This is a genomic window from Mesorhizobium sp. BR1-1-6, from assembly GCF_020165355.1.
Lineage (GTDB): Bacteria > Pseudomonadota > Alphaproteobacteria > Rhizobiales > Rhizobiaceae > Mesorhizobium.
The window spans coordinates 41,011-65,077 of record NZ_JAIUHZ010000019.1; the positions used below are offsets into that span (position 1 = coordinate 41,011).

The window sequence follows — 24,067 nt, forward strand, 5'->3', positions numbered from 1 at the left end:
GAGTCGCTTCATGGCGAACACGCCGTCGGGCAGCAAACCCAGACCATGGACTGAAATGGCAACGCATCTGGTCGATGTCGCCATGGGCAGGAAACCCGCCGATCTCGTCATCCGCAACGGGCGCTGGGTCAATGTTCACTCCGGCGAGATCGTAGCCGGCACCGACATCGCTATTGCCGGCGGCCGCTTCGCCTATTGCGGTCCGAACGCCGGCCATGCCATCGGGCAGGGCACCAAGGTGGTCGATGCCGGCGGGCGCTATCTGGTGCCCGGCCTTTGCGACGCGCACATGCATGTCGAGAGCGGCATGGTGACGGTGACCGAATTCTGCCGCGCGGTGATCCCGCATGGCACGACTTCGATGTTCATCGATCCGCACGAGATCGCCAATGTGCTCGGCCTGCCCGGCGTGCGGCTGATGCATGACGAGGCCGTCGCCATGCCGATCAACGTGCATGTCCAAATGCCGTCCTGCGTGCCGTCGGCCCCCGGGCTCGAACATGCCGGCGCCGAACTGACGGTCGCCGACGTCGCCGAGGCGATGGGCTGGGAAAATATCATCGGGCTGGGCGAGGTGATGAATTTCCCTGGCGTCGCCGCCAACGATCCTGTGATGTCGGGCGAGATCGCCGCGACCGTGAAAGCCGGCAAGACCGTCGGCGGGCACTATGCCTCGCGCGATCTCGGCTTGCCGTTCCATGGCTATGTCGCCGGCGGCCCGGAGGACGACCATGAGGGCACGCGCGCCGAAGATGCCATCGCCCGCGTGCGCCAGGGTATGAAGGCGATGCTTCGGCTGGGCTCGGCCTGGTACGACGTCGCCTCGCAGATCAAGGCGGTTACCGAGGGCGGCATCGATCCGCGCAATTTCATCCTGTGCACCGACGACAGCCATTCCGGCACCTTGGTTCACCAGGGGCATATGGACCGCGTGGTCCGCCACGCCATCAGCCAGGGCTTGAAACCGGTGACCGCGATCCAGATGGCGACGCTCAACACCGCTCAGCATTTCCGGCTGGAGCGCGAGATCGGATCGATCGCGCCGGGGCGGCTGGCTGACCTTTTAATCGTCTCGGATCTCGCCGAAATGACCATCGACGAGGTCTATGCGCGTGGCGTCAGGCTGGCCAAGGCCGGCAAGCTCGACATCGACATTCCGGTCTACGACTATCCCAAGGCGGCGAAGAACACCGTCAAGCTCGGCAAGAAGCTGAAGGCCCACGATTTCGACATCACGGCACCCAAGGGCGCGAACGAAGTCCGGGTCCGGGTCATCGGGGTCATCGAAAATCAGGCACCGACGCGGGCGCTGGAAGCGGATCTCGCCGTCGAGGACGGGCTGGTCGCCATGGATCGCCGCAACGACGTCTGCCAGATCGCGCTGGTCGAGCGTCACAAGGGTACCGGCGGCGTCACCAATGCCTTTGTCTCCGGCTTCGGCTACATCGGCGATTGCGCGATGGCGTCGAGCGTGGCGCATGATGCCCACCACATCATCGTCGTTGGCACCAACAAGCGGGATATGGCGCTTGCGGCCAACCGACTGGGCGAGGTCGGTGGCGGCGTCGTGCTGTTTTCCAAGGGTAAGGAACTGGCACTGGTCGAAATGCCGATCGCCGGGCTGATGTCGGACGAGCGGGCCGAAATCGTCGCGGCCAAGGCCGACAAACTGACCGAGGCCATGCGCCAGATGGGCTGCTCGCTGAACAACGCCTACATGCAGCACTCGCTGCTGGCGCTGGTCGTCATTCCGGAGCTCAGGATTTCCGATGTCGGCCTGATCGACGTGACGACCTTCCAGAAGGTCGACCTCTTCGTATAAGAGCAGTTGCGGTCGCCTCGCTCATCCGCCGGTGGCGATCGTCAGCACCTTGAACGGCGTGGTGATGACGATCTCGGCAACCGAGCCGACGGCCTTGCCGAGGCCTTGGCCGAGATTGTTGAACTGCACTGGAGGTTCGTCCGACGCCAGGCCGGCCGGGGCCCGCAGCCGGTCGCCGAGCAACTGAACCAGGATCGGATTGTCGGCGAATTTGGCGTGGTTCAGCCGGTCCCCACCCTTGGTCTGGCTGAGATCGACCACAGACACGCCATAGCTGGCGAGATCGGCCGCGTCGCCATAGTCGCCGACGCGGGGCTTGTCGCCCGAGATCAGGGAAGACAGTTTGAGCGCCCGGTCGTCCGCTGAAAGCAGGATGGCGAACGGTTTGTCCGGCTTGCCGTAGCGGATCATCTGTTTCTTGAACACGTCGACGTCGATGTCGGGCGAGGCCAGGACGACATAACCGAGCTTGCCGTCGAGATCGCGGTCGCCGGTGATGGCAAGCTGGCGCAGCGCCTCCATGGTCACCCATGTTCCCATCGAATGGGCAACGATGTCGATACTCTTGGCCCGCGTCTTGGCCAGCATCCTGAGCGTTGCCTCGAGGTCGTCACGCGCCGCGTTGGCGCTCTCCTTGTCATAGATGTAGCCCGTCGTCTTGCCGCTCGAGGCCCAGGAGAACAGCACCGGCGTGCCCGGATATTTCGTGTCGTGCGCGATCTGCGTCAGCCGGTAGATGCCGTCGTCGAAACCATTGTTGAACCCGTGCACGAAAACCAGCGCACGGTCGCCGCGCATGGCGATGTCGGCACCGACCGCCTTGGCGAATTGCGGCGCATCCGCGTAGAACGCGACATCCTTGGCGGTGAAATCCTTGGCTGGATTGCTGTTGGCAGACCCCCGGACACGCTCGATCATGCCGACCTTGTGACTTTTCGGCACGGTGACGTCGACCCGGGCGAAGCTGGTGGTCAAGGAGCGATCGCCGTCGAACACCTGCCGCGGGTCCTTGGTCGCCTTCTGGCGGGTGGTGGCGACGAATATCTCGTGGGTGGCCGCGATGTCGGACGCGGGTACGGCAACCGTCGTCCTGTTCAGCAGATCGTGCGTGTTTCGGCCGGCGCAGCCTGCGACCAGCAGCGTGAACGCAATGACGACGAAACTCTTCGAATGCACCGTCACACGCCGGCTCCCGCAAAGGAGGACGTCAAACGCGTGACGTCGCTGGATATTTCGATAAGGCCAGAGGCCGGCGCGGTCCAGTTCAAAGTTGGTCGACTCTGTCGCAAGGCCGAGCGGGCCACGCGAACCCGCGGCGATGCATCTATTGGCCGAGCAGGCTGATGCGGTCGGTCACGTCGCGGTCGCTGGCAAATCCATCGTCTTCGCGCAGCCGTTGGCCGATCATCTTCACCAGCGCGGGATTGTCGGCGAATTTCGTATGGTTGAAACTATCCGCTCCCTTGATCTTGGAGAGGTCGACGACCGTTACGCCGTAGGATGCAAGGTCGGCGGCGTCCTTGTAGTCGCCGACGCGCGGCCGCGCGCCGGCAATCAGACCGGAGAGCCGGAGCGCGCGGTCATCATCGGACAACAACAGGATGAACGGCTTGTTGGGTTTGCCATAGCGGCGCATCTGGCTCTTGAACACGTCGACATCGATGTCGGGCGATGCGAGCACGACGTCGCCGAGCTTGCCGCCGAGATCACGGTCGCCGGTGATGGCGAGCTGGCGCAGCGTCTCCATGGTCACCCAGGTTCCCATTGAATGGGCGACGATGTCGATGCGCCGCGCGCCGGTCTGCGCCAGCATGCGCAACGTCACCTCGAGCTGGTCGCGCGCGGCGCTGGCGCTTTCCTTGTCGTAGACATAGTCGGTGGTCTTGGCGCCGGATGCCCAGGAAAACAGCACGGGTGTGCCGGGATAGCCGGAATCGTGGACGATCTGGGTCAGGCGGTAAACGGCGTCGTCAAAGCCGGTGTTGTAGCCATGGACGAAGACCATGACGCGGTCGCCGCGCGCCGCGATGTCAGCACTTAGCGCATTGGCGAATTTCGGCTGGGTGTCGTAGCCGACGACCTCGGAGGCCATGAAATACTTGGCCGGATCGTTCGACTTGCCGCGCGAGCGGCGTTCGATCTGCCCGGTCTGGTGGATGCCGGGCACGGTGACGTTGACGCGGGCGTAGTTCAGCGTGGCCGATCGCTCGCCGTCGAAGACCTTGTTCGGATCGTCGGATTTCTTGCGCGTGGTGGCGATGAAGATGCTGTGATTGCCGGCGATCTCGGTCACCGGCGCTGCCACGATGGCGCTGCCGAGCAGTTCCTGGGTCTGCTGTCCCGCGCAGCCCGCGACAAGCAAGGCTAGGCCAATGGCAAAAATCGTCTTCAACGGCACGTCTGAAATTCCACTCCGGCCCGAAAAGGCCAATCGCCTCCGCAAGTCTCCCCCGACAGCGCAAGTGCGGCGGAAGTAAGTCGTGCCCAGCCGAAAAGCGGTCGGCGTCTCGCGACCGCCGCCGCAGTGTTGCACGAAAGCCAGACTGCATCAGGGCGAGCCCCGACGGGCCTTGGCACCCGCATGGATTTTAAGAATTACATGAACAATCACCTCCAACTAACGGCAAATATGTCACTAAACGCCGACCGCTTGGGAACATGAGTGACGGGCAATGGTTTCACGGGGTCGCCTGTGCAATAGACGGAATCGGGTTGCTTGGCGGCAAGGCTCGCGACAAAAGGGCGTTCCGCAGCCAATCGATGATAGACGTTTTCAAACGACATGCGTTCAAGGTGGCTTTCCGATGACCAGCTTCTCTTCCCGTGTTGCCACCGCTGCTTCCGCGATCCGCCGGATCTTTCCGGAAACGCCGCTGCAGGAGAACGACTATCTGTCGAAGAAGACCGCCGCGCGGGTGCTTTTGAAGCGCGAGGACCTGAGCCCGGTGCGCTCCTACAAGATCCGCGGCGCCTTCAACTTCTTCCGCAAGGCACTTGGCGAAGGCAATCAGGCCGAACTGTTCGTCTGCGCTTCCGCCGGCAATCATGCGCAGGGTTTCGCCTTCGTCTGCCGTCATTTCGGTAAAAAGGGCGTTGTATTCATGCCGGTGACGACGCCGCAGCAGAAGATCGACAAGACGCGGCTGTTCGGCGGCGACTTCGTCGAGATCAGGCTCGTCGGCGATTTCTTCGACGATTGCTATCGCGCCGCCATCGAATTCACCGAAAGCGCCGGCGCTCATATGGTGCCGCCCTTCGACCACAAGGACATCATCGAGGGACAGGCGACGGTCGCCTATGAGATCGCCCACCAGATGCCCGGCGCGGGCATGCCCGACATCGTCATGCTGCCGGTCGGCGGCGGAGGTCTGGCCGCAGGGGTGACGCACTACTTCGCCGATCAGGGGCGTGAGGCGCGCTTCGTCTTTTGCGAACCGGCAGGGGCGCCAAGCCTGCGCGAGAGCCTTGCGGCGGGAAAACGGCTCAAACTCGCCAAGGTCGATAATTTCGTCGACGGCGCGGCGGTCGCCGAGATCGGCCGTGAGCCCCTGCGTCACCTCAAGGACTTCGCCGCCGACACGGTGCGGTTGATCCCGGAAAACCGGCTCTGCGCGACCATGATCGAGATGCTCAATGTCGAGGGCGTGGTGCTGGAGCCGGCCGGCGCGCTGGCTATCGATGCGCTGAAGGATTTTTCCAGGAAGGAAATCCGCGGCAAGACCATCGTGGCGGTGGTTTCGGGCGGCAATTTCGATTTCGAACGGCTGCCGGACGTTAAGGAACGGGCACTGCGCTTCGAGGGCCTGAAGAAATACTTCATCATCCGCTTTCCGCAGCGGCCGGGCGCGCTGCGCGACTTCCTTGAAATGCTGGGGCCGGACGACGACATCGCCCGGTTCGAATATCTGAAGAAGTCGGCACGCAATTTCGGCTCGGTTCTGATCGGCATCGAAACCAAGGATCGCCGCAATTTCGACCTGCTGAAAGCGAATTTCGAGGCCGAAGGCGTCCAGTATCAGGATATCACCGACAACGAGACATTGGCCGGGTTCATCATATGAGCGGAAACGTCTTCATCGCCCTGTTTTCAGGCATCAATGTCGGCGGCAACCGCATCGTCAGGATGGCCGAGTTGCGGGCGTTCTTCGAGGATCTCGGGTTTTGCGATGTCGCTACCTACGTGCAGAGCGGCAACGCGGTGTTCCGGGCGAAGGAGGGAGACGCCGCCACGCTGACCAAACAGATCGAAGCGGCTTTCGAGGAGAAATGGGGTTTTCATTCGCGCATCATGGTGCGCGATCTCGGCTGGGTCGAACGGCTGGTCAGGGAAAATCCCTATCCGGAGATTGCCGAGGAGCCGACAAAGCTGCACGCGTATGCGCTGGAGCGCGCGCCTACCGCCGAGGAGGCGGCGCGGCTGGCCGAAAAATGTACGGGTCCGGAGCGGTTCGAGATCAAGGGCGACGTGCTTTACCTGCATGCACCCGGCGGACTGGGCAAATCGGTGTTTGCCAATCTGATCCCACGCGTACTGAAGGTACCTGGCACTGCGCGCAACTGGCGCTCGGTGCTGGCGCTGCTGGAGATGGCTGGCAAGCCCGGCGGCGGCTGATTAATGCCTGCCGTAATGCGCAGACAAGAGCCTACGCCGCCTCGGCGCGTTTCCAGTCGAACGTCAGCTCCTCGCGAAACGCAAAGCGTTTGATGTGGTCGGCGACGACGCTTTCGAGGCGTTCGATAGAGCCGGGGTCGTCGCTCGATACGGTGATGTGCAGCGCAGCTCCGTCGGCATCCATGATGGTGCGGCCGAGCGAAAGGTCGATGGCGCCATGGTTGGGATCGAATTCCACGGGGAATTTGTGCGCCCAATGTTTGCACAATTGCTGCAGATAACGGCTTGCATGTGCGGTGGTGACATCGGCATGGCTGATCGTCATGAAGGGATCTCCGAGGGTGAAACGCACGAAACGGCGGCCGCTTTCGAAGCGGGCGCTATCGCCGCATAGATAGGCGCAAGCTCGCCCGCCGCCATAGGCCGGCTGCGGACCGCTCGAAAAGGTGATCGATCACCAGCTTCCGGTGTTCGGCATCGACGCCCACGGTTCGGCCTTTGCCTTCGCCGGACCTTTCTGCAGAAGTTCGATCGAGATTCCGTCCGGCGACTTGACAAAAGCCATGTTGCCGTCGCGCGGCGGCCGGTTGATGGTGACACCGCTGTCCATCAGCCGCTGGCAGGTGGCGTATATGTCGTCGACTTCATAGGCGAGGTGGCCGAAATTGCGGCCGCCCTTGTAGTCTTCCGGGTCCCAATTGTAGGTGAGCTCGACCAGCGGTGCTTTCTCGTCGATGCCGCTTTGCTCGTCTTCCGGCGCGGCCAGGAAGATCAGCGTATAGCGGCCCTGCTCGTTCTCGTAGCGGCGCACTTCCTTCAGGCCGAGCTTGTTGCAGTAGAAATCGAGCGAAGCATCGATGTCGGCGACGCGAACCATGGTGTGCAGATAGCGCATGTGATTTCCTCGACTTGTTGGGTTGCGGCGCAACATAGGGGTGGGCCGTCCAAAGGGCAAATCCCAGGCGGCTGCCGGCGCCGCCAAAGAACAAATCCGGTATTCGCATAATGAACCGTGAAAAAAGGCACGTCAGGTCTTGCACTCACCGGAAGCCGCAGTGTTAATCTGGTGTCAAGAATCAGTTGCGGTGTTCTTGAAAAAAGGGGGCATTCTTATGGGGGAAAAAGCCTCTTTGACGGGGCGGTCCGAAACCCTTGGCGACGCCATGAAGCGCGAGGAAGGCGGCGATGCCGTCGATCTGACCGAAATATCCGGCGCCATCAAGTGGTTCGATGTAGCCAAGGGCTATGGCTTCATCCTCCCGGATGACGGCGTTTCAGGCGACATCCTCCTCCATGTGACATGCCTTAGACGGGATGGTTTCCAGACTGCTCTGGAGGGAGCGCGCGTTGTCTGCCTCGTCAAGCAGGGCGAGCGCGGATTGCAGGCTTTCCGGGTTCTCTCGATGGATGTCACCACAGCGGTCCATCCGGCGGAAATGCAGGAACAGCGCACCCATGTCTCGGTGACGCCCGAAAGCGGGCTGGAGCGTGCCTTGGTGAAGTGGTTCAACCGCACCAAAGGATTTGGTTTCCTGACCCGGGGCGAGGGCACCGAGGACATCTTCGTCCATATGGAGACCTTGCGCCGCTACGGCATCACCGAGCTTCGGCCGGGGCAGGTCGTGCTTGTCCGCTTCGGGCGCGGCGACAAAGGCCTTATGGCTGCCGAAATCCACCCCGATATGGGAACCTTGCCGGTCGCGCATTAGGGCGGTTGCCGAGGATTTTCGCATGACACATAGGAACTGGCTGACGGCGGGCGCAATGTGCGTCCTGGCTGCCGTCATCGTCGCCGCGGGCGCCTATTTCTATTCGCCTGCACCGACGGCGGCCGACAGCCGGGTGATGACCCTGCCGGTGGACCCGACGCCGCTGGTCGTGGCGACGAAAGGCGGAGATCGCTCCTTTTCCATCGAAATCGCCGACACCGATGCTGAACGCGAGGCCGGCTTGATGTATCGCCAGGACATGGCGGACGATCACGGCATGTTGTTCGTCTTCGACATGCAGCAGCAGGTCAACTTCTGGATGCAGAACACGCCGATGCCGCTTGACCTGGTTTTTATCGGCCAGGATGGCAAGATCCGGGCGGTCAAGCACGGCGAGCCGCAATCCCAGGCGCTCATTTCGCCCGGCGTGCCGGTGCGCTTCGTGCTTGAGCTCAAGGCGGGCACCGCCGCCAGGAACGGTATCGATTATGGCGACCTGGTGCGGCATCCGGCCGTTGGCACCATATCAGGCCCCGAGGTGCCGCCATCGGACAATGGCGATGCGCCGAACGGCGGTGGCGGTTGAGGACGCGGGCAGTATAGCCGATGCAGTTTTTTTCCCATGACGGGTTCGACATCGCCTTCCTCGATCGCCAGCCGGGATCGGGCCGGGGCGATCCTGTGCTGATGATCCATGGCTTTGCCTCCAGCCATTACGTCAACTGGGTTTCGCCCGGCTGGTTCAAGACGCTGGACGATGCCGGCTACCGCGCTATAGCGCTGGACAATCGCGGCCACGGCTCGTCATCGAAAAGCTACGAAGAGGCAGATTACACCCCGGCCCGGATGGCCTCGGACGCGGCTGCTTTGCTCGATCATCTCGGCATCGAGCGCGCCCATGTCATGGGCTATTCGATGGGCGCGAGGATAGCGGCATTCCTGGCGCTATCGGATCCCGACAAGGTAGCGACGCTGGTCTTCGGCGGTCTCGGCATCGGCATGATCGACGGCGTCGGCGATTGGGATCCGATCGCGGCAGCCCTCCTTGCCGACGATCCGGCCAAGACCACACATCCCCGCGGCCGTTCGTTTCGCGCCTTCGCCGACCAGACCCGCAGCGACCGCCGGGCGCTCGCGGCCTGCATCGCCACCTCCCGCGAGTTGCTGAGCGAGGATGAAATTGCCCGGATCGCCCAGCCGACGCTGATCGCCGTCGGCACCACCGACGACATCGGCGGCTCGCCCGACGAGCTTGCCACGCTGATGCCCAACGCCAAGGCTTTCCACATCGAAGGCCGCGACCATATGCTGGCCGTCGGCGACAAGACCTTCAAGCGGCGTGTGCTGGAATTCTACGCCGAAAATCCGCTTTGACCCGGCGCAAGAGCCCGATAAAACCTGATGCACAAGCCAGATGTCACGCTGGTTTTTGCAGCGCTTCGAGCGATCGGGTGAGATTCAGCCTGGCCTGCTGCTCGAAGCGCCGACGGAATTCCTCGCTGTGGAAGATGTGCGGGCGTGTCAGGAAGCTGTTCAGCACCGCGCCGCGTCCGGCCCGCCAGATCGGCTCCTCCACCCATTGATATTCGGCGCGGATCGCGCGCTCATAAGCATCGAATGCATCCGGCGCTGCGCCGAGGATCGACAGGTCCATGTCCAGGAAAAGAGCGGCGTCATGCATCGCGGCCGTGTCTTCGAAGCCCGGCAACTGGTGTGTTGCGGTGGCAAGGATCATGGCGCAGATGCAGCCGAGGCGCTGGGCGTCGATGCGGCCCGCGAGCTTTTTTTCCGCGAGCGCCGCGCTTTGCGCCTCATTGTCCTTGGCCCGGCTGTCGTAGACGGCGTCGTGGAACCAGATCGCCGCCTCGACGGCCTCGGGATCGCCGAGCAGCTTCCGGTACTCGCCGGCGAGCGCCAGCATCGCCTCGATATGGGCAAGGTTGTGGTAGTGGCGATCCCGTCCCTCATAGAGGACGGAAAGCTCGCGTTTGAGGGCATTGTCGAGCAAGAGTTCATTTTCCATGCCGGCTTGAATTCCCGCGAACCAAATCCATTTGACAGAGCACTAAGGAAAATTGAGTTCAATCGTGCTATGATCTGGCTTATATGTGCGGCCCGATATTAGGCAAGGCGGCAGGACGACGTCGATGAACAGCATCAGCATTTCCCGACACAGCGCGTTGCAGCCGGTCGATCCGATCTGGCGCTCGATCCGTGACGAAGCGATGGACGCGGTCAATCGCGACCCGCTGCTCGCCGCCTTCCTCTATTCGACCATCCTCAACCAGGAGAGCCTGGAGGAGGCGGTCATCCACCGGCTGGCCGAGCGGTTGGCGCACCAGGACATAGGCTCCGATCTCATCCGCCAGACCTTCAAGTCGATGCTGGCCGACGACAAGGACTGGCCGACCACCGTGCGTGTCGACATCCAGGCCTATTACGACCGCGATCCGGCCTGCGACCGCTTCATCATGCCGGTTCTCTACTTCAAGGGGTTTCACGCCATCCAGACCCACAGGCTGGCGCATTGGCTGTGGAACCAGGGGCGCAAGGATTTCGCGCTCTATCTGCAAAGCCGTTCGTCCTCGGTCTTCCAGACCGATATCAATCCGGCGGCCCGCATCGGCAAGGGCATCTTCATCGACCACGCCACCGGTCTGGTCGTCGGCGAGACAGCGGTCATCGAGGACGACGTGTCGATCCTGCACGGTGTCACGCTCGGCGGCACCGGCAAGGCCGGCGGAGATCGCCACCCCAAGATTCGTCGTGGCGTCTTGATCGGTGCCGGCGCCAAGATTCTCGGCAACATCGAAATCGGCCATTGCTCCAAGATCGCCGCCGGTTCGGTGGTGCTGTCGCCGGTGCCGCATAACAAGACGGTTGCAGGCGTGCCGGCTCGCGTCGTCGGCGAGACCGGCTGCGACCAGCCGTCGCGCCAGATGGACCAGCTTCTGCCGTCGCAGACGATGGACCAGGTCGTCAGCTTCGACATCTAGTTTTACTGAGGGGCGTCGCGGAGTTTCGCACTGCTCGCGCCGGCGGCTTCGATTGCCGTGCAATGCGGCGAGCTTGCCTTTACATGGCCATCGTCGACGTGTCAGAAGCGCCGTTCAAACGAGCAAGCCCGATGATCGGAGAAGACTGTTGAAGCCTGACGAAATCAGAAAGCTGGACGCCTATTTCAAGCGCGTCTTCCAGAACCCCAAGCTCGAGGTCAAGGCACGGCCGCGCAAGGAGGATTCGGCCGAAGTCTATGTCGGCGACGAGTTCCTCGGCATCGTCTTCAAGGACGAGGATGACGGCGACTACAATTTCTCGATGGCGATCCTCGACATCGATCTGGGCTGATCCCAGCATCCCATGGCGATGCCGGACGCAAACGCGACCGGCCTTTCCCGTCAATGTCCGGCCTTCAGGACACGCCTGGCCTCGGCGGTGATTGCCGCGTCAAGCGCCTGCCAATCCCCCAGAAATTCCTTCGGGAAGCGATAGGTGAGGCTGAGATCCTCGCCGACATGGATGTCGCGCTCGCAAGGCGCCAGCGATTGTTCTGCTGCCGGCCCGCTCAGGCAGCGGGCCACGAATGGGTCCTTGCCGGGCCGGTTGCCGACAACGAGCACCTCGTTGAGGTAACCTGATTTCGCGTTGAAACCGTAAATCGTCGTGCCGCCCGGACCTGCCGTGCCGGGCTGCACGATCAGCGCGCTGTAGATCGGCCCGAAACGTCCGCTCATGTCGCGAGACATCATTTGCGGTTCGAAGGACAGGAAGACGATGCTTTTGGCTGGCCCCGTGTGGTTGAAATCGCCGCGGGCGGCCTCGCTGTAGCCATCCATCTGGGGATAGCGCAGGTAGAGGTCGAGCCGCGAAGCGATGCCGTCGCGCCGCGCCTGTTCGAAACGGATAAAATTGGCAGGCACGGCGATGACATTGTTGCCGACCACCACCTTGCGCATCGTCGCATCATCCGTGTAGCCGGCCATGGCGATCGAATGGCCGAACCATTTGCCGCCCAGGCTGATTGCGACCGACAGCAGGGCGAGTGCTGCGAAGGCGTAGAATACCCGCTTCATCAACGTGGAATCGACCACGGTGAATTCGGGGTCGTCGGCGATCGCTGCCTGCTTCATCTCTGTCCCCGGATTCCTGTCCCGTGACGGCACGCATCGCACGGCACGGCTCTTGCAGTCCTTCCAGCGACTGTGCGATTTCATGGTAAACGGAAGGTAAAGATGGGCCCGGTTGAGCTAACTGCGTTCGCTTTTCTTGTCGGGTTGACGGCTTGCGGGCAGGTCGGATCGGCGATGGAGTTGGTTGCCGGGCGCAAGGTCGCGTTCACCGAGCCTTATGTGTCCTCCGCGCACGTACTGCGTTCGCTCGCCGCCACCGCGTGCGCCGGGCCGTTCATGCTGGTCAACGATGCCTTGGACGCCCGCCGCGACGGTCGCATTTCGTCGGTGGCGCTGATTTCCTGTGGCTGCACGGCGGTCGCCTGGACGCTGGCGCTCGGCATCGTTCTTGTGGCCGTTGCGTGTTGGGAGGTGCCAACCTAGGGTCGTTCGACTTCTAGGCTTGAGACGAATCGGAGACCAGAAATGCCGCTTTATGCGATCGATGGCACCGAACTGAACTTCGCGGATGCGGGCTCAAACTGGATCGCGCCCGATGCGACGCTGATCGGCGACATCAGCATCGGCCGCAATGCCGGCTTCTGGTTCGGCGTCGTCATTCGCGGCGACAATGAGCCTGTCGTGATCGGCGCCGACACCAACGTGCAGGAGCACACGGTCATGCACACCGATCCCGGCTTCCCGCTGACCATTGGCGAAGGCTGCACGATCGGCCACCGCGCCATGCTGCATGGCTGCACCATCGGCGATAACAGCCTGATCGGCATGGGCGCAATCGTGCTCAACGGCGCCAGGATCGGCAAGAATTCGCTGGTCGGCGCCGGCGCGCTGGTCACCGAAGGCAAGGAATTCCCGGACAATTCGCTGATCGTCGGCTCGCCGGCCAAGGCGATCAGGGTTCTGGACGAGGCTGCGATTGCAAGGTTGCGGGCCTCGGCCGCGCACTATGTCGCCAACGGCAGGCGCTTCAAAGCGGGTTTGGAGAAGGTCTAAGCCAGAAATGGCGGAGCCGGCCCGGGGACGGGGCCGGCTCCTTAGACCCGGTCGTTGGGACGGGGAGGGTGGGGACTCGACCGGGTTTCTCCTTAGGCGCATCGCCTTGATGCGTAGCGCCTGGTCTCTGGTTCACGCGTGCCGGTCCCCTAACGCTGCGCGTTGATCGCCATGGATCGACGCCTTCAGCGGACGCTGGCGACCGCGTCGGCGCGGCCGTCGTTGATCGTCACCCAGACGCCGGAATTGGTATCCGACTGTCGCTTGAGGTAGGTGTAGTCGGTGTCCGTCCAGGACAGGACCTTGGTTTCCAGATTGTCGAGGATGAACTCGCCGAGGCTGGTGCGCACGGTCAGCACCGCGTGGCCGTCACCGTTCGGCTGGCGCGCGACCGTCATCAACAGGTTGCCGGCCGGAACGCCGGCGTCCATCAGCTCGCGGCGCTTTTCCAGCGCGTAGTCCTCGCAATCGCCATAGCCGTTGTCGGGATAGGCCCAATATTCCTCGACGCCGTTGTTTTCCATGTCGGTGCGCGGCTTGACGCGGGTATTGACCGAATTGTTGATGCTGAGGATCGTCGCCCACAGCTTGCGGGTCAGTTCGACCGGCGCCCCCTTGGGTGTCCGCTCGCTGCATTCGCCCGGCATGCGCTGGCAGAATTCATAGTGGCCGACAGGCTGTGTGGTGCGGCCGCCGGTGTGCATATAGGCCGGTCCCGCGGCATATGCTGATCCCCAAGCGGAAAGCTGCATCGCCATCGCCATCAGCAACAGCTTGCCCCTCGTTTTCTTCATTGTTTTTGTCTCCCCGTTCGAGGGAGACATTGCCACAGGTGGATTTATTCGACGCAAAAGCGCGCAGTAGACATTGAGTAAAACGCCCCTAGAATAAGTATCAAATTTGAAACTTTTGAATGGTCAATCGTTTAACGTTTCGGGGACTGAAGTGACTCGAATTGCGCTGTCGTGAAATACAAAAAAACCGGCCGCGAAGGCCGGTTTTGATCTGGACGCTGTTCGGCCTTCAGGCGCGCGGCGTGTTGAATTCCGAATCGAGCGTCTCAGGCCGCTGGATGACGGCGAATTCGATGGCGACGCCATCCTCGAAATGACGCACGATCTGTCCGCGCATGGTGCCGAGCATGACCTGGACGCCGATCGCCGGCTTGACATCGATCTCGATCGCGGCGCCGGAGAGCGACAGGTCGATGATGCGGCACTGGTACTGACGCCCGTCGGTGAGCTGCAGGATGCTGGTCGGGTTGCGGGGGGCGACGCGCTCGTGGCGGCGGTCTTCCGGCAGATCGAGCTCGTGCTTGTTGGCGAGCCACGTCAATTGCGCGGCGAGCTTGTCCTTCTTGCGGTCCGACGCAATCACCGTCATTGCGAAACCGTCCTGCAAGGTGCGGGTGACGACGCCTTCTATGCGGCCGATATGGTCGACATAGGCGATGACCTTTTCACCGGGCATGCCGATGCGGTCCGTGCGAAACGCGACGTTACCCGGCGACATATCGACGACCTGGCAAGGATGTTCGGTGCGGTCTTCCAGCATGAAGCGCCCGTATATCTTGACCCGGACGCGCTGAAAGTTACGTCTCTCAGCTTGGGACGGCGCGTAGTCGACCGCCGCTGACCTCATGACTGCCTACACCCCGTTTGGCATCCCCGCGCGCCGATGCCAGGGACTTCATCCCAGAACTACAGCAAAGCGGGTTAACAAAGGGGAAAAACGGGCAGGCGGGGCTGTAGGATCGTCAACTATTCCTCGCGCCCGCCATCGAAGACGACGAGGTGGCGGATGCGGCGCGCTCGGCCGAGCGCGGAGATGGTTTCGGGCGCCTCCAGTTCGGCGGGAACAAGCGAGGGAACGTCGATCGCCGGCCGGCTCGCCAGCAACTCTTTTTCGGGATCGATGACACGGATCGAATCGATCAACGCGTCCGTGAGCGGGTCGGCGCCCAGCCAGAACGGCTTCTCCACAGCGCTGATCACGCCAAGGCAACGCGGGTTTTCGACGCCGCCATCCAGCGGCAAGGCAAGCAGTTCGAACTTGTTGGAACGGCCGTTGCGGCTGAAGCCCTCGAACATGATCAGCACGACGGATTTCTGGTCGAACACGCCATGGATCAGCTTCGAGACCAGCCGCTGGTCCTTCTCGCGCCACAGCGAGGGAAAGGAGAACCCCTTGAGTTCGCGGCCATAGGAGGCGCAGAGCCTTGTGCCGGCCAGCCGGAACACCGCTTGCCCACGCGTGTCCCTTTCCAGGATGAAGGTGTCGGCCAGCAGCGACTTGATATCGGCCGGCTCCACTTCCGAGCGCTTCGGGGCAGGGCGTCCATCACGCAAGCGGTTCCAATACTGGAACAGCGTGATCGATCCGTTCTGGTTCATGCTAAGCAGCTCCGCGCATTCTGTCGTCTGATGTCCCATCGGTGAACAGAAGGGCGCCCTCCGATGACCTACATGCGTTGCGGAGCAGGAAGCGTGCCAGCGTCGTTAACACTTGTTCACGGGTCGGGGCCGTTAAGGTTAACAAGTGGTTTACGTTGCGCCCGGTCGAGCCGCGTGGCACACAAAAACCACTCCAGAAGCGGTCGTTTCGCGACGATCGGCAGCACTTCAGTCAAGAGTTCGGGGGGACAGGGGACTCGACAGCCGTTCAAGGGAAACCTTGGACGGCTTTCTTTTGATTCGGCACTTTTGATTCGCGCTCGGCGATTCGCCCTTTGTGGTCCGGCGGGCAGTGGTCTAGATGCTCGCAACAACGAATCCTGGACCGAGTGCTAGTGCACATGAGTGAACCTGTAAGCCCACCGGAAATAGAACAGGCGGATCGCGAGCCCGAGCCGCGTCGCGAGCCGATCTTCAACCTGCCGCCGATCGTGCTGGCGGTGATCGCCATTTGCGTGGCCATCTACCTGTTGCAGCAATACGTGCTGAGTGATGCTCAGCAAATGACACTGCTTTACGACGGAGCCTTCATCCCTGTCCTCTACACCGGCCAATACGGCTTCGACTGGTTCCTGTTCACGCGGCCCTTCACCTATGCCTTCATGCATGGTGGATTTGCGCATATCGCCATCAATATGGTCTGGCTCGCTGCCTTTGGCTCGCCGTTGGCCAATCGGCTCGGAGCGTTCTGGTTCGCGTTGTTCTTCGCCGCGACGGGACTGGCTTCAGTGGCGCTTTTCTGGGCCATGCATCCATATGGCGAAGCGCCGCTGGTCGGGGCTTCCGGTGCGATATCGGGCATGATGGGAGCGGCGGCACGCTTTGGCTTCCGTACGGATCGTTCGGCGGGCAAAGCCGCTTTCGCCGGCCCCGTGCTGCCGATCGCAATGGTGCTGCGCTCGCGTGGCGTGATGATCTTCCTTGCCGTTTGGATGGTGATCAACCTTGTCACCGGCCTTGTCGGCTTCGCCCCCGGCGTCGACAGCCAGATCGCCTGGGAGGCTCACATTGGCGGCTTTATCGCCGGCTTCTTCGGCTTGCGCTGGTTCGATAGGCGTTGGCAGCCGCTCGACTGGGAGACGACCGACCACCGCACTTGAAATGCAACCGATCGCGGCGCACGATGTTCACTCTTACGTGAAAGCCGGTCAGGGCAGGAACCGGTTGGCAAAGTAGAGGAGGACGCCATGACGGTTAAGGCCATTCTCGAGCAAAAAGGCCACGACGTGTTGACGCTCGGGCCGAACGAAAAACTAAGCGAGGCCATCCGCATCCTTGCCGAACACAGGATCGGGGCGTTGGTCATCACCAATGGAGACCGCAAGATCGTCGGCATCCTGTCCGAGCGCGACATCGTGCGCGTCGTCGCAAGGGAAGGCGCTGCCGCGCTCGACATAGCCGTTCGTTCCGCGATGACGCCGAAAGTGAAGATCTGCAACGAGAATCACACCGTCAACGAGGTGATGGAGATCATGACCCGGGGCCGCTTCCGCCATCTTCCGGTGGAAAAGGACGGCATGCTCGACGGCATCGTTTCGATCGGCGACGTGGTCAAGCGTCGTATCGAGGATGTCGAGCGCGAGGCTGAGGAAATCCGCGCCTATATCGCTACCGCCTGAGCGGTAAGCAACCGCCGGCCGCGCAAACGGCCGGCGGGCGATAGGCTACCTGTTGTCGAGTTCGGAGCGGACGAGTTGGAGCCCGCGCCGCGTGATGCGGTAGGGGCCGCCGTCCGACGACGAAACCGCCTTCTTGCGCTTCAGCTTCCGAAACAGGTCGAGATCGACGCCGGGGTAGTGCCAGCCGTCGCGGGTCAGGCATTTGACGGAGGCGATCCGTTTCTTCTCACTTTTTTCGATCTCAATGCGTCCGCCCTGCGCGAGCAGGTGCAGAACGCGTTGTTCAATACGCGAAATATCCATGGGAGAGTTTCCGGGAAAACAACAAAAGCCGCCGCCGCGAAGCTTCGCGGCGCGGGGTTTCAGGTTTTCTGCCCTGCCTCGCTATGAGGTCAGGGTCTTACCGGGACTGAGCGTAAGTGGACATCCACTCTCCATTGGGATGGATGGCCTATAGGCGAAAGCGGCGGAAAAGGCCAGCGGGCGGCTTTACGCTTGTCTCGCGAGGCGGTTTGCACTAGCGAAGTTGCAAATCAGGATGTGCAAAACGCACGTTTCCATCGTTCTACTACGCAGGCTACCATGAGCATCATCGACACCCGCACGCCCGACGCGAAACGCCTTATCCCCGGCGCCACCGGCGACTGGGAAATCATCATCGGGCTCGAGGTCCACGCGCAGGTGACATCGGAAGCAAAACTCTTTTCCGGCGCTTCGACGTCGTTCGGCGCTGCCCCCAACGCCAATGTCAGCCTGGTCGATGCGGCAATGCCCGGCATGCTCCCCGTCATCAATGAGGAATGCGTCAAGCAGGCGATCCGTACCGGCCTCGGCTTGAAGGCGCAGATCAACCACAAGTCCGTCTTCGACCGGAAGAACTATTTCTACCCGGACCTGCCGCAGGGCTACCAGATCTCGCAGTTCAAGCAGCCGATCGTCGGCGAGGGCACGGTGATCGTCTCCGTCGGGCCGGACCGCCAGGGCGAGTTCGAGGACATCGAGGTCGGCATCGAGCGCCTGCATCTGGAGCAGGACGCCGGCAAGTCGATGCACGACCAGCATCCGACCATGTCCTATGTCGATCTCAACCGCTCCGGCGTGGCGCTGATGGAAATCGTGTCGAAACCGGACATGCGTTCGGCCGACGAAGCCAAGGCCTATGTCACCAAGCTGCGCACCATCGTGCGCTATCTCGGCACCTGCGACGGCAACATGGACGAAGGCTCCATGCGCGCGGACGTCAACGTTTCGGTGCGCCGGCCGGGCGGCGAATTCGGCACGCGCTGCGAGATCAAGAACGTCAATTCGATCCGCTTCATAGGCCAGGCGATCGATTTCGAGGCGCGCCGGCAGATCGCTATCATCGAGGATGGCGGCACGATTGACCAGGAAACGCGGCTGTTCGACGCCGTCAAGGGCGAAACCCGTTCGATGCGCACCAAGGAAGAGGCGCACGACTACCGCTATTTTCCAGATCCCGACCTGTTGCCGCTGGAATTCGACCAGGCCTATGTCGAAGCGCTGGCCAAGGAACTGCCGGAACTGCCCGACGACAAGAAGGCGCGATTGATCTCCTCGCTCGGCCTCTCGACTTACGATGCCTCGATCCTGGTGTCGGAAAAGCCGATCGCCGACTATTTCGAGAAGGTGGCCGCCGGCCGCGACGGCAAGCTCGCCGCCAACTGGGTTATCAACGACCTGCTTGGGCAATTGAACAAAGCTGGAAAGGACATTGAAAATGCTCCGGTTTCGCCGGATCAGCTCGGTGCCATCATCGATCTGATCAAGGACGGCACCATCTCCGGCAAGATCGCCAAGGACCTGTTCGAGATCGTCTGGAACGAGGGCGGCGACCCGCGCCAACTGGTCGAGAGCCGCGGCATGAAACAGGTTACCGACACCGGCGCTATCGAAAAGGCGGTGGACGAGGTGATCGCAGCCAACCCGGACAAGGTCGAGCAGGCGCGCGCCAAGCCGACCATGGCCGGCTGGTTCGTCGGCCAGGTGATGAAGGCGACCGGTGGCAAGGCCAACCCGCAGGCCGTCAATGACCTGGTCAAGGCCAAGCTGGGCATCGAGTAGACTATGTTCGTGCGCACCGCCGGGGATCGCGACCTCGCCGCCATCCGGGCGCTGCTGGTCGAGACTTGGCATGCGACTTACGACGCCATCTATGGCGCCGAACGGGTGACAGAGATCACCGATGCGTGGCATTCGATCGCCTCGCTCACGGCGCGGCTGGCGAAGCCAAACAGCGAGTTCCTCGTCGCCGACGATGGCCAGCGCATTGGCGGCATGGCATTTGCCGAAGCGCTCGATGGCGGCGGCGTGGTCATGCTGAAGCAGCTTTACGTGCAGCCCGGCCTGCAGGGCCGGGGCATCGGCGGCATGCTTCTCGACGAGATCATCGAAAGCTTCCCTGAGGCCCGCGCCATCCGGCTGGAAGTGGAAGAGAAGAACACGCGCGCAATTGCCTTCTACCAGGCGAACGGCTTCGTCCAGACCGGCCGCACCGACAATTGCGGTTCGGCCCAATCCGCTATCCCGGCCCTCGTCTATGAAAGGCCGCTTGCCGCATAGCGGCGGACCTTTCGGGTGCGCAATCCGGCGGTCGAATTCAGCGATCGAGCCGCAGCCTAACTGGTGGAGACGTCCACATTGTCGATCAGCCTGGTCTTGCCCAGCCAGGCGGCGGCGAGCAGGCGGCCCTCGTGCCCGCGGCGCCACGGCGCCAACGTCCGGCTCTCGCGAGCTTCGACATAATCGATCTTGTGGAAGCCGGCCGCGAGCAGGGCGCGGCTGGCTTCGCCTGTCGCGCCGTTCTGGTCGGCGCCGGCCGCCAGCGCCGCGGCTGCCTTGCGCAGGATCACGTTGAGCCGGCGGGCGATCTGGAGTTCGGCCTCGCCGAGATAGGCGTTACGCGATGACATGGCGAGGCCGTACGCGTCGCGGATCGTCGGCGCGCCGATGATTTCGACGGGCAGGTCGAGGTCGCGGCAGAGCTGCCTGACGACGCACAATTGCTGATAATCCTTTTCGCCAAAGACCGCGACGTCGGGCGACGCCTGCAGGAACAGCTTCGCCACGACGGTGGCGACGCCTTCGAAAAAAGTCGGTCGAAAATCCGATTCGAGCCCGGCGGAGGGACCGCCGACCGAGATTTTGGTGGCAAAGCCGGCAGGATACATCTCACCAACCCCAGGCGTGTAGGCAAGATCGGCTCCGGCCAAAGCCAGCTGGTCGAGATCGCGGGCGAGCTGACGTGGATATTTGTCGAGATCCTCGCTCGGCGCGAACTGCGTCGGGTTGACAAAGATCGAGACGATGCAGCGCTCGGCTCTTTCAAGCGCGATCCTGACCAGCGATAGGTGCCCTTCGTGCAAGGCGCCCATTGTCGGCGCCATGGCGACGCGAAGGCCGTCGCGCCGCCAGTCGCGGATCCGCGCGCGAAGGCCGGCGACCGTGTCGACGACGAGGGGCCGGCTCATCGGTTGTCCTTGCCCAAGGTGGCCGAAAACACATTTTCAGGGCCGGGGAATGTCCGGTCTCGTACCTCGCTGGCGTAACGTGCGGCCGCATACGAGACCACGCTGCGCAAATCGGCGTACTCCTTGACGAATTTCGGCACGCGGTCGACGGTGAGCCCGACCATGTCGTCTATGACCAGGATCTGGCCGTCGCAAACGCCGCTGGCGCCGATGCCGATAGTCGGAATGGCGATGCGGCGGGTGATTTCGGCCGCGACCGCTTCGACCGTGCCCTCGATGACCATCGAAAAGGCGCCGGCTTCTTCGACGGCGCGCGCATCGGCAAACAGCGCTGCCGCATTCTCGTCGGTCCGGCCCTTGATCCTGTAGCCGCCATCCTTCTCGACGGACTGCGGCAGCAGGCCGATATGGCCCATGACCGCGATGCCGGCATCGACGACTGCGGCGATCTGCCGGGCCATACCGACGCCGCCCTCGAGTTTCACAGCCTGGCAGCCGGTTTCGCCAACGATACGCCGCGCCGAGGCAACGGCTTGGGCCGCCGAATCCTCATAGCTGCCGGCCGGCATGTCGACGACGACGCAAGCCCTGGCCGAGCCGCGCATCACCGCTTGCCCATGCGCGATCATCATCTCCAGCGAGGCGCCCAGCGTCGTTTTGTGGCCATGCAGGACCATTGCGACGCTGTCGCCGACGAGGAGCAGATCGACATGCTCGTCGAGCAGCCGGGCGATGGGGTAGGTATAGGCGGTGAGACAGACGATCGGCACGCCACGCTTGCGGCGGCGAATGGCATCGGCGCCGATGCGAATGTCGGCGGTCGGCGATTCCCTGGCCAATCGTCACCTCCCTCGGCCAAGGGTCGGCCGGATACCCGCACGGCGCGCGCGCGCAGAGCTTTAGAAAGGCTGAGGGTGGTTGGCAAGCACCATACGGCGCCGGCAATGCATCACCGGCTTGTGTCGCCTTACCGGCGCGCCATTTGCGCCCTCTTGGCGGCAAGCCCCTTGCCTTCACGAAGGGCTGACGCCATAAGCAGGAAACGGACGCCATCGGCGCGAGGGTTTGAAGATGAAGACTTTCCTTACGCAGTTTTTCACCTGGTGGAACGGCCAGACGCTTGGCACGCGCCTGCACACCTGGCGGCACGGCAGGAAGGTCGGGCAGGACGAGGTGGGCAACGTCTACTACGAAGGCGGTGTCGATTCCGAAGGACGCACGCGCCGCTGGGTCATCTATCGCGATTATTCCGAGGCTTCTTCTATCCCGCCCGGCTGGCACGGCTGGATTCATCACCGCGTCGACGTCGCGCCGCCGAGCGACGATTACAAGCCGCGCGACTGGCAGAAACCGCATCAACCGAACCTGACCGGCTCGCCCTCAGCCTATCGTCCGAAGGGCTCGGTGCTGACCAACCAGCACCGCCCGCAGGTCACCGGCGACTACGACGCCTGGACGCCCGGATCATAAGCGGGCGTCGGTCCTTTATCGCCACAATTGGTGTCTAGCAGCTTGCTCATCAGAAAACGGCGACTAGCCTTTGTGATAGAGAGAATCACCCGGGCGCTAACCACCGGTATCCCTGCATGAGCATTTTCAGCCTGACATCGATGGGCGCACTGATAGTAGCCGCCGGGCTCACCGTTAGCACCGCGGCACTTGCCGCTTCGCCAACGCCGGCCGCACCCGCGCCGGCGCCGGGATCGGACCGAATCACCAACCCGGTCGCCGAATTCGCCGGCATCGACAAGATCACCGGCCGCATCATCACCTTCGACGTCTATATCGACGAGACGGTGCAGTTCGGTGCTTTGCAGGTGACGCCGCGCGTCTGCTACTCCCGGCCGCAGAACGAGGAGCCGAAGACCGATTCTTTTGTCGAAGTCGACGAGATCACGCTCGACCGCAAGATCCGCCGCATCTTCACTGGCTGGATGTTTGCCGAAAGCCCTGGTCTCAATGCCGTCGAGCATGCCGTCTATGACGTCTGGCTGAAGGCCTGCAAGCAGAAGTCGGATGTGCCAGCGCCCGATTCGGCCAAGACCGATGCGGCCAAGCCCGATACGGCCCAGCCGAATGCCACGGCCGCTCCGGCTGCGGCCGAACCGGAAGCCACGGAACCGCCTACGACCAACGCCAACTGATCCTTCGGAACCGCCCTGAGGGCAACGCGTTGGGCCCTGACGGCCACACGATGCGCGCCGGGAGGATTTTCCGATGTCTGCCAGAAAGCGGATCACCGCCAGCATCAAGGAACTGCTTGAGCTCGAAAAGGGCTTCTGGACAGGCGATTCGGCATTTTTCGCGGCCAATGCCGACACCGAGTGCCTCGTGGCATTTCCGCAGTTGGCCCAGACCATGAGCAATGCCGATCTCGCCGAAACCGCCGCCGATCCCAAGCGATGGCGTGATCTCGAGATCGATCTCAAGGGCGTGGTCGAACCAGGCAGCGACATCGTCATCCTGGCCTATGAGGCGCATGCCGTGAAGGGCAATGGCGAAGCCTACGCGGCGCTGGTCAGCACCGGCTATGTCCATCGCGTCAACGGCTGGAAGATGATGTTCCATTCGCAGGCTCCGCTGGAAACGAAGGTCCGCTGACGGGCTGGATCATCAGGGGAAAAACACCGCTTCACCCTTCAGCGCGTCGGCCAGCATCTTCTCGTATTTGCCGCGCGGCACGTCGATTGCGCCGAAGCGCTTGAGGTGTTCGGTGGTGAACTGCGTGTCGAGCAGTGCGAAACCGCGCGCCTGCAGGCGTTCGACGAGATGCACAAGGCAGATCTTCGAAGCATCCGTTTCCCGGGAAAACATGCTTTCGCCGAAGAACACCCTCCCCAGGGAGACACCGTAGAGGCCGCCGACCAGCCGCTCCTCGCGCCAGGCCTCGACAGAATGGCAATGGCCGATGCGATGCAACTGCACATAGGCCTCGCGGATCGGCGCGTTGATCCAGGTGGAACGGCGCTCCTCGCGCCTTTCGGCGCAGCCATCGATCGTCGCCTCGAAATCGAAGTCGAAACGGATGTCGAAGAGGTTTCGCCGAAGCGCCTTCTTCAGACTTTTCGGCGTGTGGAAGCGGTCGAGCGGAATGATGCCGCGCGTCTCCGGCCGCACCCAGAACACTTCCGGATCGGCGGCGCTTTCGGCCATCGGGAAGACGCCCGAGGCGTAGGCCTTGAGCAGAAGGTCGGTCGGGATACGATAGCCTGGCGCGTAGGGGCGAGTCATCGCTTCATTA

Annotated in this window: 30 protein-coding genes; 17 read left to right on the forward strand and 13 right to left on the reverse strand. The window is 62.5% G+C overall.

Features of this window, described 5'->3' with window-relative positions:
• Window positions 1–10 precede the first annotated feature (10 nt).
• Window positions 11–1,822 (forward strand): adenine deaminase, encoded by a 1,812-nt coding sequence (gene ade / locus LB545_RS25380; RefSeq protein ID WP_224706022.1) that lies wholly within the window; start codon window positions 11–13, stop codon window positions 1,820–1,822.
• Between the two features lie 21 nt (window positions 1,823–1,843).
• Here the strand turns inward: ade and LB545_RS25385 are convergent, their stop codons facing one another.
• Window positions 1,844–3,004 carry an alpha/beta hydrolase gene (locus LB545_RS25385; RefSeq protein WP_224706023.1) on the reverse strand — a complete coding sequence of 387 codons (1,161 nt, stop codon included), beginning with the start codon at window positions 3,002–3,004 and terminating at the stop codon, window positions 1,844–1,846.
• Between the two features lie 142 nt (window positions 3,005–3,146).
• Entirely contained in the window at window positions 3,147–4,220 is a 1,074-nt protein-coding gene (locus LB545_RS25390) for an alpha/beta hydrolase (protein WP_140493715.1), read from the reverse strand.
• Between the two features lie 406 nt (window positions 4,221–4,626).
• On the opposite strand from LB545_RS25390, the gene ilvA reads away from it, so the two are divergent.
• Together ilvA and LB545_RS25400 are read left to right on the forward strand one after the other, a co-directional pair.
• On the forward strand, window positions 4,627–5,883 hold the full coding sequence (ilvA, locus tag LB545_RS25395; RefSeq protein ID WP_224706024.1) for a threonine ammonia-lyase IlvA: 1,257 nt from the start codon (window positions 4,627–4,629) through the stop codon (window positions 5,881–5,883).
• Window positions 5,880–6,434, forward strand: coding sequence for a DUF1697 domain-containing protein (locus tag LB545_RS25400; RefSeq protein WP_140625538.1), 555 nt, complete (start codon window positions 5,880–5,882; stop codon window positions 6,432–6,434). The genes ilvA and LB545_RS25400 overlap by 4 nt, the downstream gene beginning before the upstream one ends.
• Window positions 6,435–6,465: 31 nt before the next feature.
• Here LB545_RS25400 and LB545_RS25405 read toward each other — a convergent pair whose 3' ends face one another.
• Window positions 6,466–6,759: a DUF2218 domain-containing protein gene (locus LB545_RS25405; protein WP_140522099.1), complete on the reverse strand. Its 294-nt coding sequence runs from the start codon at window positions 6,757–6,759 to the stop codon at window positions 6,466–6,468.
• A gap of 129 nt (window positions 6,760–6,888) precedes the next feature.
• Window positions 6,889–7,329, reverse strand: a complete 441-nt coding sequence (gene gloA / locus LB545_RS25410) for a lactoylglutathione lyase (protein ID WP_140522101.1) — start codon at window positions 7,327–7,329, stop codon at window positions 6,889–6,891.
• A gap of 268 nt (window positions 7,330–7,597) precedes the next feature.
• On the opposite strand from gloA, the gene LB545_RS25415 reads away from it, so the two are divergent.
• From LB545_RS25415 to LB545_RS25425, 3 genes are read left to right on the forward strand one after another with little or no spacing between them, the layout of a single operon-like run.
• Window positions 7,598–8,143, forward strand: a complete 546-nt coding sequence (locus LB545_RS25415; protein WP_181167391.1) for a cold-shock protein — start codon at window positions 7,598–7,600, stop codon at window positions 8,141–8,143.
• A gap of 22 nt (window positions 8,144–8,165) precedes the next feature.
• Window positions 8,166–8,729 (forward strand): DUF192 domain-containing protein, encoded by a 564-nt coding sequence (locus tag LB545_RS25420; RefSeq protein WP_140493705.1) that lies wholly within the window; start codon window positions 8,166–8,168, stop codon window positions 8,727–8,729.
• Between the two features lie 20 nt (window positions 8,730–8,749).
• Window positions 8,750–9,517, forward strand: coding sequence for an alpha/beta fold hydrolase (locus tag LB545_RS25425; protein WP_140493703.1), 768 nt, complete (start codon window positions 8,750–8,752; stop codon window positions 9,515–9,517).
• A gap of 43 nt (window positions 9,518–9,560) precedes the next feature.
• On the opposite strand, the gene LB545_RS25430 is transcribed toward LB545_RS25425, so the two are convergent.
• On the reverse strand, window positions 9,561–10,166 hold the full coding sequence (locus tag LB545_RS25430) for a hypothetical protein (protein WP_224706025.1): 606 nt from the start codon (window positions 10,164–10,166) through the stop codon (window positions 9,561–9,563).
• A 124-nt stretch (window positions 10,167–10,290) separates the two neighbouring features.
• Between LB545_RS25430 and cysE the strand changes: the two genes are divergently transcribed.
• Window positions 10,291–11,139, forward strand: a complete 849-nt coding sequence (cysE, locus tag LB545_RS25435) for a serine O-acetyltransferase (protein WP_140493699.1) — start codon at window positions 10,291–10,293, stop codon at window positions 11,137–11,139.
• A 148-nt stretch (window positions 11,140–11,287) separates the two neighbouring features.
• Window positions 11,288–11,491 (forward strand): DUF3126 family protein, encoded by a 204-nt coding sequence (locus tag LB545_RS25440; RefSeq protein WP_019857879.1) that lies wholly within the window; start codon window positions 11,288–11,290, stop codon window positions 11,489–11,491.
• A 50-nt stretch (window positions 11,492–11,541) separates the two neighbouring features.
• Here LB545_RS25440 and LB545_RS25445 read toward each other — a convergent pair whose 3' ends face one another.
• Entirely contained in the window at window positions 11,542–12,273 is a 732-nt protein-coding gene (locus LB545_RS25445; RefSeq protein WP_140493697.1) for a hypothetical protein, read from the reverse strand.
• Between the two features lie 102 nt (window positions 12,274–12,375).
• Between LB545_RS25445 and LB545_RS25450 the strand changes: the two genes are divergently transcribed.
• Together LB545_RS25450 and LB545_RS25455 are read left to right on the forward strand one after the other, a co-directional pair.
• Window positions 12,376–12,696: a DUF6949 family protein gene (locus tag LB545_RS25450; RefSeq protein ID WP_224706026.1), complete on the forward strand. Its 321-nt coding sequence runs from the start codon at window positions 12,376–12,378 to the stop codon at window positions 12,694–12,696.
• Window positions 12,697–12,738: 42 nt separating this feature from the next.
• Entirely contained in the window at window positions 12,739–13,266 is a 528-nt protein-coding gene (locus tag LB545_RS25455; RefSeq protein WP_224706027.1) for a gamma carbonic anhydrase family protein, read from the forward strand.
• A gap of 185 nt (window positions 13,267–13,451) precedes the next feature.
• Here LB545_RS25455 and LB545_RS25460 read toward each other — a convergent pair whose 3' ends face one another.
• The 3 genes from LB545_RS25460 to LB545_RS25470 all read right to left on the reverse strand — a co-directional run bounded on the left by LB545_RS25460 (window position 13,452) and on the right by LB545_RS25470 (window position 15,659).
• Window positions 13,452–14,060, reverse strand: a complete 609-nt coding sequence (locus LB545_RS25460; RefSeq protein WP_140493691.1) for a transglutaminase-like cysteine peptidase — start codon at window positions 14,058–14,060, stop codon at window positions 13,452–13,454.
• A 229-nt stretch (window positions 14,061–14,289) separates the two neighbouring features.
• Window positions 14,290–14,907, reverse strand: a complete 618-nt coding sequence (locus LB545_RS25465; RefSeq protein WP_140493689.1) for a PilZ domain-containing protein — start codon at window positions 14,905–14,907, stop codon at window positions 14,290–14,292.
• A gap of 119 nt (window positions 14,908–15,026) precedes the next feature.
• Window positions 15,027–15,659, reverse strand: coding sequence for a PAS domain-containing protein (locus tag LB545_RS25470; protein ID WP_140493687.1), 633 nt, complete (start codon window positions 15,657–15,659; stop codon window positions 15,027–15,029).
• Window positions 15,660–16,060: 401 nt separating this feature from the next.
• Between LB545_RS25470 and LB545_RS25475 the strand changes: the two genes are divergently transcribed.
• Together LB545_RS25475 and LB545_RS25480 are read left to right on the forward strand one after the other, a co-directional pair.
• A complete protein-coding gene (locus LB545_RS25475; RefSeq protein WP_140493684.1) occupies window positions 16,061–16,819 on the forward strand; it encodes a rhomboid family intramembrane serine protease in 759 nt (252 codons plus the stop codon).
• Window positions 16,820–16,906: 87 nt separating this feature from the next.
• The gene (locus LB545_RS25480) at window positions 16,907–17,338 is read left to right on the forward strand and encodes a CBS domain-containing protein (RefSeq protein WP_140493682.1); all 432 of its coding nucleotides are present in this window, start codon (window positions 16,907–16,909) and stop codon (window positions 17,336–17,338) included.
• A 45-nt stretch (window positions 17,339–17,383) separates the two neighbouring features.
• Here LB545_RS25480 and LB545_RS25485 read toward each other — a convergent pair whose 3' ends face one another.
• Window positions 17,384–17,641, reverse strand: a complete 258-nt coding sequence (locus tag LB545_RS25485; protein ID WP_140493680.1) for a YjhX family toxin — start codon at window positions 17,639–17,641, stop codon at window positions 17,384–17,386.
• Between the two features lie 279 nt (window positions 17,642–17,920).
• Between LB545_RS25485 and gatB the strand changes: the two genes are divergently transcribed.
• Both gatB and LB545_RS25495 read left to right on the forward strand, forming a co-directional pair.
• Complete coding sequence (gatB, locus tag LB545_RS25490) at window positions 17,921–19,420, forward strand: Asp-tRNA(Asn)/Glu-tRNA(Gln) amidotransferase subunit GatB (RefSeq protein ID WP_140493678.1); 1,500 nt, start codon at window positions 17,921–17,923, stop codon at window positions 19,418–19,420.
• Window positions 19,421–19,423: 3 nt separating this feature from the next.
• Complete coding sequence (locus tag LB545_RS25495) at window positions 19,424–19,918, forward strand: GNAT family N-acetyltransferase (protein WP_140493676.1); 495 nt, start codon at window positions 19,424–19,426, stop codon at window positions 19,916–19,918.
• Between the two features lie 56 nt (window positions 19,919–19,974).
• Here LB545_RS25495 and panC read toward each other — a convergent pair whose 3' ends face one another.
• Together panC and panB are read right to left on the reverse strand one after the other, a co-directional pair.
• Window positions 19,975–20,826 (reverse strand): pantoate--beta-alanine ligase, encoded by an 852-nt coding sequence (gene panC, locus LB545_RS25500; protein ID WP_140493674.1) that lies wholly within the window; start codon window positions 20,824–20,826, stop codon window positions 19,975–19,977.
• On the reverse strand, window positions 20,823–21,665 hold the full coding sequence (gene panB / locus LB545_RS25505) for a 3-methyl-2-oxobutanoate hydroxymethyltransferase (protein WP_140493672.1): 843 nt from the start codon (window positions 21,663–21,665) through the stop codon (window positions 20,823–20,825). The genes panC and panB overlap by 4 nt, the downstream gene beginning before the upstream one ends.
• A 232-nt stretch (window positions 21,666–21,897) precedes the next feature.
• Between panB and LB545_RS25510 the strand changes: the two genes are divergently transcribed.
• The 3 genes from LB545_RS25510 (at window position 21,898) to LB545_RS25520 (ending at window position 23,427) form a co-directional block, all read left to right on the forward strand.
• Entirely contained in the window at window positions 21,898–22,296 is a 399-nt protein-coding gene (locus tag LB545_RS25510) for an NADH:ubiquinone oxidoreductase subunit NDUFA12 (RefSeq protein ID WP_140493670.1), read from the forward strand.
• Between the two features lie 116 nt (window positions 22,297–22,412).
• Window positions 22,413–22,970 carry a DUF2155 domain-containing protein gene (locus LB545_RS25515; protein WP_140493668.1) on the forward strand — a complete coding sequence of 186 codons (558 nt, stop codon included), beginning with the start codon at window positions 22,413–22,415 and terminating at the stop codon, window positions 22,968–22,970.
• 73 nt (window positions 22,971–23,043) lie between these two features.
• Window positions 23,044–23,427, forward strand: a complete 384-nt coding sequence (locus LB545_RS25520) for a hypothetical protein (RefSeq protein WP_224706028.1) — start codon at window positions 23,044–23,046, stop codon at window positions 23,425–23,427.
• A gap of 12 nt (window positions 23,428–23,439) precedes the next feature.
• Here the strand turns inward: LB545_RS25520 and aat are convergent, their stop codons facing one another.
• Window positions 23,440–24,057, reverse strand: a complete 618-nt coding sequence (gene aat / locus LB545_RS25525) for a leucyl/phenylalanyl-tRNA--protein transferase (protein ID WP_140517639.1) — start codon at window positions 24,055–24,057, stop codon at window positions 23,440–23,442.
• Window positions 24,058–24,067 lie beyond the last annotated feature (10 nt).